The sequence below is a fragment of the Metamycoplasma orale ATCC 23714 genome, from assembly GCF_000420105.1.
Taxonomy (GTDB): Bacteria; Bacillota_I; Bacilli_A; order Mycoplasmatales; family Metamycoplasmataceae; genus Metamycoplasma; species Metamycoplasma orale.
Window position 1 is genome coordinate 1 of the sequence record NZ_ATUH01000017.1, and the last position, 9997, is coordinate 9997.

A 9997-nucleotide genomic window follows, 5' to 3' on the forward strand; every position below is an offset into this window, starting at 1 on the left:
AAAATTTATTATTCATTCAGATCACGGCATTCAATATTCTTCTCAAGAATTTGTAAGTTTTATTAATTCTATTAATGGCGTTATATCAATGTCAAGAATAGGAAACTCACTGGATAATCGAGAAATTGAATATTTCTTTTCTATATTAAAAACTGAAATTTTTCCGAACTTCTATCAAACCGTTAAAACACTTACTTTTATTGAATTAAAAAATAAAATAAAAGAATTTATAGATTGGTATAATAATGAGAGATTTTTAAAAAAATTTAATTTAAAAACACCCCAAGAATTATGGGATGTTTACAACAACAAAAATTTTACAATTTAGTCCAAAATTTTTGTCCTAGTTTAAAACCTTTAAAAAATCAATATTTAATTATTTTTGTCTATGTGATAAACATAGACGCAGGAGGATTATGAAAAATAAATCTTTTGAATTAAAAAATTTTTTCAAATTATTTATTCATAGTTGAAAACTATATAAATGAAATAAAAACTTAAGTTTAATGCTAATTAAGGAACATATATTAATTTAGAGTTCAATAATGTTTTTATTACCACCAAATAATTTTATAGATTCTTATAATTATAAAGTTAGTGAATCTTTTAATGAGCAAAAAGAAAATTATAAATTAATTAGCCAAATTGTTAATGCCAAAATGAAAGCATATACATTAATTTATAGAACAGGCGTGGGGCATATATATGACACTCCAAGAACTGAAAAAAAAGTTGCCGACAATTCTGTGTTAAATAATAACCCAATTTGATTAGATATTGTTAGATCAAAAGATCAAAATAGTGGTTCATTAATTTTAAAAATTAGTAAAGATATTATGAAAAGAAATTTAATTTTAAAAATTAATGACAAAAAATGTGATATTTCAAAGCGCAGCGAAAAAGAAAACCAATTTGTTTGGGAAATATCGAAATTTGAAAATGGTTATTTAATAAATTTTGAAGATATTAAATCAATTGATATAGCTTCATATGACCGACACAGAGATAGCTATGCATTATCATTTGGTTTTACAATTTATAATATGAGTTTTACAAATAAAGAAACTAGTGCTAAATCTTTAGCATCATCAAATCAAAATATTATTTTTAGACAGATTCAAAAAATTTCTTATAAAATAAACAACTCATCAATGGATACTACTTTATTAGAAGATCGCAATAGTCAAATATATAGTTTTGAAACTAAATTACATTTCAATAATTTTGAAAAGAACAAAAGATTACATGAATTTGCAGAAATTTGTTATGCAAATAGAGAGATTAAAAGTAACACAATAGTGCATCTTGATTATGAAGATATTTCACATTTTGAATTAGAATCAATAGCACTCAAGTTTAATGACACTATAAAACAACTTAATTTTAAAAAAATTAAAATTGATAATGAAGCTGAAGATCCAAGTAAAAAATATATTCAACAATATTCAATTTTTTTGAGTGATAAATATAAATATGATAATAGCACTAAAAGTTGAATTGAAGATGCCGAATATGGTGAAAATGGTTGCCAACTCCCGTTAACATTTTATGGAAATTTAGGTGTATTAGTAAAGTTTAAGAATTACTACAATTCAGAAACTCATTCATTTAATATAAACAGCACTTTTGAAACACCAATTTTTGATAAAGAAAATGGAGATATTAAATTATCTATTCAAAAGAAATTATTAAATGAAAAATGAAGAGAATTAGAAAAAAATCAAAATTGAAAATTTTACAATTTAGATTAAAAAAATAGAAAAATTAAATAAATTTTAAGAAACATTTTTAATAAGTTAAATCACACATTGTTTTTATCTATATATATTTATATTTCTTCTTCCTTTCAGTATATATATAGTTGCTTTATTCATTTTATAATATTTTTGTTATATCACCATTCGTTATATTTATTAAAATGTTTCTTAAAATGAGCACAAAAAATAGATCCAATAATACGGGTCTATTTCATTTTAATTATTTTATAATTTAGGTCCCTTAGGAATTAAATTTCTTTTATGCTCAGAAGTTTTGTGTAATTTAATTATTTTATCATTAATTTCTTTTGAAACCAAATTACAGTCTCTTTTTCATAGTTCGAAAGTTTCATAATTAAATCCCAATTCTTTTTCATCAGTTTGGTTTGGATATAAATTAGCTGATGGTTCTTTTTTAATAATACATTCTGGTATATCTAACATATTTGCTAGTACATATACTTGTGTTTTATTAATATTTGCAAAAGGTAGTAAATCGCAACCGCCATCACCATATTTTGTAAAATATCCTAAAAAATATTCATCATAATTATCGGTGCCTATTACTAATGTATTTTTTTCTTGACTTAAGGCATATAAACTAGACATATATAATCTTGATTTAAGATTAGCTTTAGAAAGCTTATCTTTAATCGATAATGTTTTTGCTAAAGATTCATATTCATTTTTTAAATTAATAATCTTAATTTCATTTTTTAAATGTTTTGCAAGTTCTTCTAAATCTTTTTTAGTTTTTTTATCTTCTTTAATTTCAAAATAATAAAAATATGCATTTTTAGGGAAAACTTCATCACATAAAATTGCAAGTACTGATGAATCAATTCCGCCGCTTAATCCTAAAGTTATTCCGCTTGCTTTTGCACTAGCAACTTTTTGACTAATTCAATTCTTAACTTTTTTAATAAAAATAGTGTATTGCTTTTGTTTTTTAGTTGATAAATTTTGATCAATATTTAAGTAATTCATAATTTATTATTTTAGCAAAATAATGGTTTAAAATAAGATTATTTGTAATTTATTTTATAAAAATAATTTATAATCTATTTTATTAATTAGTAAATGTTAATTAACTAAACATTAATTTTTAAGGAGCAAATATGATAAGTGTTAACGATTTAAGACCTGGAACAACATTTCAATTAGATGGTTCAATTTTTGTATGTTTAGAATTTTCACATTCTAAACAAGGTAGAGGACAAGCAAACGTAAAAATTAAATCAAAAGATTTAAGAACTGGCGCAATTACAGTTAAGACTTTTACCGGTGGAGAAAAAGTTGAAAAGGCCATGATTGATAAAGTGACTATGGACTTTTTATATAATGCAGGTGATAATATTGTTTTAATGGATTCAGAAACTTTTGAACAAATTGAAATTCCTACTGCTAATGTACAATGAGAAATGAATTTCTTAAAAGAAGGGCAAAAAGTTACTGTTCGTAAATTTAATTCAGAAGTTTTAGACATTGAGCTTCCTGCAAACGTATCTCTAAAAGTTACTAGTTCTCCAGATGCTGTAAAAGGAAATACAGCACAAGCTGCACAAAAGAAAGTTATTGTAGAAACTGGTTTCGAAGTTGAAACTCCATTATTTATTAAAGAAGGCGAAATTATATTAATTTCAACAGAAACAGGCAAATATGTTGGAAGAGCATAAAAAAGATCTTGATTTAGAAAAAACTGAATACATTAATATAAATGCAAAGATGAATTTAGTTTTTAAAATAGAAAAAAATGTTATTTATAATGAAATAAACAAAATTTTTGCTAACTATAGCGACATTATTTTGACTAAAGATATTGAAATTAAAATTAATGATAAAAAAAATAATATTGAAATTTTTATTAATTTTAAAATGAGAAACTTTAAAGACTTTTCAAAATTAGTTAAACAAATTATATTGGCTATAGAACAAAAAATAATTATTTTAACTAATAGTAAACCATTAAATATTAATTTAGTATTTGAAGGCCTTGAAAATGAAAACTAATAAAAAAATTAATAATTTATGTATTGATAACATAAAAATAAATTCACTTGCTTTAATAAAAAAAGCAAACCTTAATGATTATGGCTTAGCTTTAAGCGCTGCTAAAATAATGCATGCACTTTTTGCATATAACTTAAATTATAATCTTCAAAACCATAAATGGGTTAATCGTGATAGATTAATAATTGCTAATAGTTCTTTCTTACCTACATATTATGCAACTGCTAGATTAGCGAAATTATTAACTAAAAAAGAAGAAGCTAATTTTGAAAACATTTTAAACACAAAAATTGATTTTATTGATTCTAGTTTAGAAACTTATCAAAATAATTTAGGGTCTGCTTTTTCTAATGCTGTTGGTATGGCAATAGCAGAAAATATTCTAAATAATAAATTTAACGAAGTTAAACACAGTATATATGTTTTATGTAATGATTTTGATTTGCTAAGTGGTGAAGCACAAGAAGCATTAAGTTTAGCCGCAAATCTTAAATTAAAAAATTTAATTATTATTTCTAATAGCACTGAAGTACTAAGAGATAGTTTACTAAGTACAATTAGTAATGAAAATGTTGCAGCTAAATATAAAGCAATGAAAATTAATTATCAAAGAATTGCAAATCGTATTTCAAAAATTAATTATGCAATATCTAAAGCAAAAGTTTCTAGCAAACCAACAATAATTGAAATTAAGACCACAATTGGCGAAAACATGAAATATGAAAACAGTACATTAATTTATGAAAACAAATTAACTGATGCTGATATTAATGAACTTAAAGAAAAATTAACATATAAAAAATCAAATAATTTAGATGTATATAAAGAGTGCAACGATTTTTATAAAACTACTTATAAATTAAGATTAGAAAAAACTTGCAAAGCATTTAAAATGTCTAAGAAGCTTCAAACATTTTTATTTGAAGAGTCAAAATTAAATCTTAATGATATTGCTATTAACTCAAAATTATCAATACCCGCTCTTTTTGGTACAATTATTGAAAATATAAGCAATAAATACCAAAATAGTATTTTTTGTACAGCGAATACTATTAATATTACTAATATTAAAAATAGTAATAATATGTATGCACCAAATAATATAAGTGGAACAAACTTATTACTTGGACCAAGAACCAGTATTTTAGGCAATGTCGCTAACGGAATAAATTTACATTCTAATTTTGTTGCCATTGCATCAGATATATTAGATAATTTTGCATTATTTTTAGAATCATTTAAATTAGCTAGACAAATGAATTTAAAAACTATTTTTTTACTAAGCAATATAAACGAATTAAATAAAAATGATAATATACAAGAATTAAGGGCATTATCAAATAATTTATATATGCCTCTTTCTTTGAATGAAATTAAAACTACAATTGAAAATATTTTTAATGAAACTGCTAATAAATTACCATCAATTATTGTAATTAATGAAGCTAAAAACCAAGAATTATTAAGCTTAATTGATGAAAAACACGAAAATAATTCAATGTATTATTTGATTAAAAAAATTCCTATGACTTATTCATTAATAAGCTCTTCTCTAAATATTGAAATGGCATATGAAATTGCTTTAAAATTAAAGTTATCATTGATATATGCAACTAATCTAAAAAACATTGATTTAAATTATGATAAAAATAAAACAATATCTATTGAAAATACGAATTTTGAACAATGAACCAACCTTGCAAAATATAATATTGGTAATAATAATTTAAATACTTTTGCTACTTCAAAACAAAAACCTGAACTAATTAATTTTAATATTGAAGAAATTACAAAAATTGTTGAAAAATTAATTAAGTAGTTTATCAATATTAAAAACAAAAAGTTAATAATGGAACTTAATTTAAAAAGTTAAGTTCCTTTATTTTTTATTATTCACAATTAATTTGTTAAGTAAATTGTATTTATTAAAACACACAAAATAATATTTTTGTTTTTCGGCTTTTTTTAAATTACTTATATATAATTTAATTATCTATGGAAACAAAAAATGTTTTATTCGAAAATAAAAGTTTTTCTTCCTTTGATTTCATTGACGAATTCAATGAGATCTTAAATTTATCTATAAAGGAATTTGATTTAAAAACTAAAATTCCACTTCATGTGGATCTTTTATTTGTAACTAGATTTAAAATGAAAAAACTAAATAATTTGCATCGTCAAAAAAATTATGCAACTGATGTTTTAAGTTTTCCTTTTCTTAGTGACGATTTAGATTTTTTAGAATACTTACCAATTGGCCAAATTATTATTTGTCCTTACATTATTAAAAAACATGCTAAAGAATTTAATCATTCTGTCAAAAGAGAATATTGTTATATGTTTACTCATGGGGTTGCACACCTTTTAGGTTATGATCATCAAACTGAAGAAGAAGCCAAAGTTATGAATGAACATGTTGAAAATATTATGACTAAAATGAATATAAAGAGGTAATTATGGAAAATAAAGTTTGTCGTGTAGCTTTAATAGGAAGGCCTAATGTAGGTAAAAGTACTTTATTAAATAATATTTTAAAATACAATTTATCAATTGTTACAAATGTAGCTCAAACTACTCGTGATTTAATTAAGGGTATTTATACTGATAAAAATTATCAAATTATTTTTTATGATACTCCTGGTATTCATAAAGGTTTTAATTTATTATCTGAAAGATTAAATCAAAAATCTTATGCTGCAATTTCAGAAGTTGATGTTATTTTGTTTTTATCGGAAGCTACTGGAGAAATAGGCAAAGGCGATCATTTTATTATTGACAAAATTAAAGAAATTAATCCTGAAGCAAAACTTATAGGAATTTTAACTAAAATAGATTTAGTTAATGATAAAAATGAATTAGATAGAAAAGCTAGTGATCTTAAAGCTTTAGGTACAGAAACAGTTTTAGGTGTCGGTCTAAACTTAAATTTAGCATATTCTGATGTTATTGAAGAATTAAAGAAATATGCTAATGAAGAAGATTTTGAATATTCAGAAGATGAATTTACCGATGTTTCACAAAGATTTTTAGCTAAGGAATATATTAGATTATGTGCTATAGAAAAATTGTTTCAAGAACTTCCTCATTCAATTGCTGTTGAAATTGATGAATTTAGTGAAAAAGAAGGAAAACCATATACAATATTTGCAACATTATATGTTAAAAAACAATCTCAAAAAGGTATCTTAATTGGTAAAAACGCTTCAACAATTAAAGAAATATCAATTAACGCAAGAAAATTAATGGAGAGTGCTTTTCAACATGGTGTGTACTTAAAAGTTAATGTTAAAGTGTCACCTGACTGAGTTGATGACGAAAAGAAAATTAAGGAGATGGGATATTAATGAAAAAAACTAAACCTTTATTTTTGACACATAAAACAAAAATTATTTTATGATCTGTTTTATCTGTCTTGCTTTTTTCTTTTTTTATTTTTATTTTGATTGTAAGAATTACGTCTCCATTTAAAGTAAGTATTTATAATTACGAGTCATATTTGAGTTTAAATGTAATTTCTAAAATTAAAAAAGAATATTCTTATCATACCTTTGGAGAAATTAATGAGTTTACTAAAGCTATTAATACAAATAAAGCAGTAGCCGGAATAGGATCAGATCACCAAATTGCACAATTAATTATTGATAATAAAATTCAAAAATTTGATCTTAAAAAAATATTCGGTGAAGATAAAGAAAACAAATTCGGTGGCGATTATAAAAAATACATTTATAGTTATTATGAAGAAATATTAGCTAAACATTTAGATAATTATGATAAAAAAATTATTGAAATAATTCAACAAAAAAATCCTAATAATATTAAAAATAGAGCACATTTAATTTATCAAAATGAAGTAGATGAAAAAAATAAGGTTAATCCAATTGCATATGATGCTAATGGCGATGGAAAAGCTGATTATTTTTATGAATATTTAGTTCCTTATTTTATTCAAGATAAACTTATTGTTTATAATACCAATAAAAAATATAAACCACATTTAAAAGGTTCAGATGATATCATCAAAGCCGATTTAAATAATAAGGAAACTTGACTTGATATTATTCAAACCCTTATTAAAAAATATAATTATAAAAGAGTGCATTGAACCAATTCTTATTTAGATAATGCTATGATTGGTGAGTTTTATGCAACTGAAGAAAATAAGAAAAACTATTTAAATAACGGTATAGTTGAAAATCTTACAATGAATAACTATCGCGAAATTATTGATTATTTTGTAGAATTTGTCCAAGAAGCAACGGGACATTCTATAAAAGATGCTAACTATAATAAATTAGTTACAAGTGGTCTTGATTTAGTTCATGATATTATTGAACCTACTACAACTAAGGCTGATATTGCAATAATGTATAACGGCGATGCGCTTGACTCTTATTATGCAGAAGATAATTTTGCTTCACTTAAAGATGTTCAAATTAATTACAAAAGACCTAAAAATAATTATATGTTGTTAGATGCTTGAATTATTTCTAAAACCGTTTCTAAAGATGAAGTAGATAAATTAACTAATTTTCTTAGAGATAATGTTTTAGTTGGTACAACTTACACTAAAGAAGATTTCCACAAAAAATATTTTTATAATGTGTTCAATAAAATATCTGCAACAAATAAATATACTGAAAATGATTTAATGAATTATTTATTTAATGATAATGACTTCTTAAAGCCTAAAGATGTTAATGAATTAAATAAAGATTTCTTTAAAGAAAATCATGAAATTTTCCAAGACTCATTTGATTTTTGTGATGCTACTGAAAACTTTAATGCAGTAAACTACACTCCAGCATTAAGTAATTTAAATAGATTCCTAGAAAAATTTTACTTCAAAGATGAAAATTTAGAAGATGATCAAGTTGCAATGGATATATTTAAAATAGAAAATTCAAGCAAAGTTTATCATCAAAGTTATCAACCTCTTGATTTAAAATTAAGAACTGCTATGAATGATTACTATTTTGAAAAGACTAAATCTTAATTGGTTTAGTTTTTTTATTTTTAGTAAAAAAGGAAAATAAAAAAATGGCCGATGGTAAGGGATTTGAACCCTTGAATGCTATTAACATTATTAGTTTTCGAGACTAACCTCTTCAGCCACTCGAGCAACCATCGACATATTTATATAATAATTTTATATTTTTAATTGCTTTGCAATTATATTTTAGCAACTTTTTTTATATCTATATGAGTAAAAATTTAATATATAATTATAAGATATACAATAAAACAAATTTAAAAGGTAATTTATGGAAACAAATACATCAACATCAAAATCAAAGATCAAAAGTATAAGAACAAATTCTATTTCTATTTCTATAACTTTATTATTTGGGATATTATTTTTAATACCATTTTTTATAGTTATAAATTTTGTTGGGAATAACTTTGATGCAAGCTCATTAAGCAGTGCCAAAAAGCTTTTATATGGTTTTACATTAGGACTTTATAGTGTTATACCATTTCCAATTGCTGCAGCATCAATTGCAAAATTTAATGGAAATTTATACATCAATTCTTTAAAAGAAATATTTTCATCTGTAATTAATACTAAAGACTCACAAATGATTTCAGGATTAATTTTAGGAGTTATTTGCTTTATAATAGCAGCAATTTTATTTTTAGCTGTTTCAATTAATGGTATAGTTAATGCAATTAAAAGTATTTTTATTAAAAGAACATTTGCTAAAGTTATGGCAATAATTATGTTAATTTTATTTATTGCTACATTAGGAATTGCAAGTATAGTATTTTCAAACTGAAACGTAATAGTAATGCATACTTCAAAAAATCAATTCCAATTTGCAAATAAATATGCTGTTTATATCCTTGCCGGACTCGCGCTAGTTCTATTTATATTATCAGCAATATTTAATAAAACTGCCAAAAAATGATACGAAGAAGAATCGTTAAAATCATCTAAATCGCTTTAAATATAAAATGAAGAAAATAAATACACAACTTTTTTTTAATTTATAAACTAGGACAAAAATTTTGGACTAAATTGTAAAATTTTTGTTGTTGTAAACATCCCATAATTCTTGGGGTGTTTTTAAATTAAATTTTTTTAAAAATCTCTCATTATTATACCAATCTATAAATTCTTTTATTTTATTTTTTAATTCAATAAAAGTAAGTGTTTTAACGGTTTGATAGAAGTTCGGAAAAATTTCAGTTTTTAATATAGAAAAGAAATATTCAATTTCTCGATTATC

11 protein-coding genes and 1 tRNA gene are annotated in these 9997 nt (G+C 23.1%); 9 read left to right on the forward strand and 3 right to left on the reverse strand.

Annotated elements, in window-relative coordinates:
• Window positions 1–328, forward strand: a 328-nt coding sequence (locus F795_RS03830; protein ID WP_022935969.1) for an IS3 family transposase, incomplete at its 5' end; no start/stop codon positions are given.
• A 217-nt stretch (window positions 329–545) separates the two neighbouring features.
• Window positions 546–1751 (forward strand): MHO_1580 family protein, encoded by a 1206-nt coding sequence (locus F795_RS06945; RefSeq protein ID WP_022936267.1) that lies wholly within the window; start codon window positions 546–548, stop codon window positions 1749–1751.
• 231 nt (window positions 1752–1982) lie between these two features.
• Here the strand turns inward: F795_RS06945 and nadE are convergent, their stop codons facing one another.
• The gene (gene nadE, locus F795_RS0103155) at window positions 1983–2744 is read right to left on the reverse strand and encodes an NAD(+) synthase (protein ID WP_022936268.1); all 762 of its coding nucleotides are present in this window, start codon (window positions 2742–2744) and stop codon (window positions 1983–1985) included.
• 131 nt (window positions 2745–2875) lie between these two features.
• On the opposite strand from nadE, the gene efp reads away from it, so the two are divergent.
• From efp to F795_RS06955, 6 genes are all read left to right on the forward strand, one after another.
• Window positions 2876–3433 carry an elongation factor P gene (efp, locus tag F795_RS06950; RefSeq protein ID WP_022936269.1) on the forward strand — a complete coding sequence of 186 codons (558 nt, stop codon included), beginning with the start codon at window positions 2876–2878 and terminating at the stop codon, window positions 3431–3433.
• Window positions 3417–3767: an MMB_0454 family protein gene (locus F795_RS0103165; protein ID WP_022936270.1), complete on the forward strand. Its 351-nt coding sequence runs from the start codon at window positions 3417–3419 to the stop codon at window positions 3765–3767. The genes efp and F795_RS0103165 overlap by 17 nt, the downstream gene beginning before the upstream one ends.
• The gene (locus F795_RS0103170) at window positions 3757–5586 is read left to right on the forward strand and encodes a transketolase family protein (protein ID WP_022936271.1); all 1830 of its coding nucleotides are present in this window, start codon (window positions 3757–3759) and stop codon (window positions 5584–5586) included. The genes F795_RS0103165 and F795_RS0103170 overlap by 11 nt, the downstream gene beginning before the upstream one ends.
• A 176-nt stretch (window positions 5587–5762) precedes the next feature.
• Complete coding sequence (gene ybeY, locus F795_RS0103175; RefSeq protein WP_022936272.1) at window positions 5763–6221, forward strand: rRNA maturation RNase YbeY; 459 nt, start codon at window positions 5763–5765, stop codon at window positions 6219–6221.
• Between the two features lie 2 nt (window positions 6222–6223).
• Entirely contained in the window at window positions 6224–7111 is an 888-nt protein-coding gene (gene era, locus F795_RS0103180; protein ID WP_022936273.1) for a GTPase Era, read from the forward strand.
• Window positions 7111–8763, forward strand: a complete 1653-nt coding sequence (locus tag F795_RS06955) for a hypothetical protein (RefSeq protein ID WP_022936274.1) — start codon at window positions 7111–7113, stop codon at window positions 8761–8763. Before era ends, F795_RS06955 begins: the two co-directional genes overlap by 1 nt.
• Window positions 8764–8808: 45 nt before the next feature.
• Here the strand turns inward: F795_RS06955 and F795_RS0103190 are convergent.
• Window positions 8809–8897: transfer RNA gene (locus tag F795_RS0103190), tRNA-Ser, on the reverse strand.
• Window positions 8898–9031: 134 nt separating this feature from the next.
• Here F795_RS0103190 and F795_RS0103195 point away from each other — a divergent pair.
• Complete coding sequence (locus F795_RS0103195; RefSeq protein WP_022936275.1) at window positions 9032–9715, forward strand: hypothetical protein; 684 nt, start codon at window positions 9032–9034, stop codon at window positions 9713–9715.
• Window positions 9716–9781: 66 nt separating this feature from the next.
• On the opposite strand, the gene F795_RS0103200 is transcribed toward F795_RS0103195, so the two are convergent.
• Window positions 9782–9997, reverse strand: a 216-nt coding sequence (locus F795_RS0103200; protein ID WP_022936276.1) for an IS3 family transposase, incomplete at its 5' end; no start/stop codon positions are given.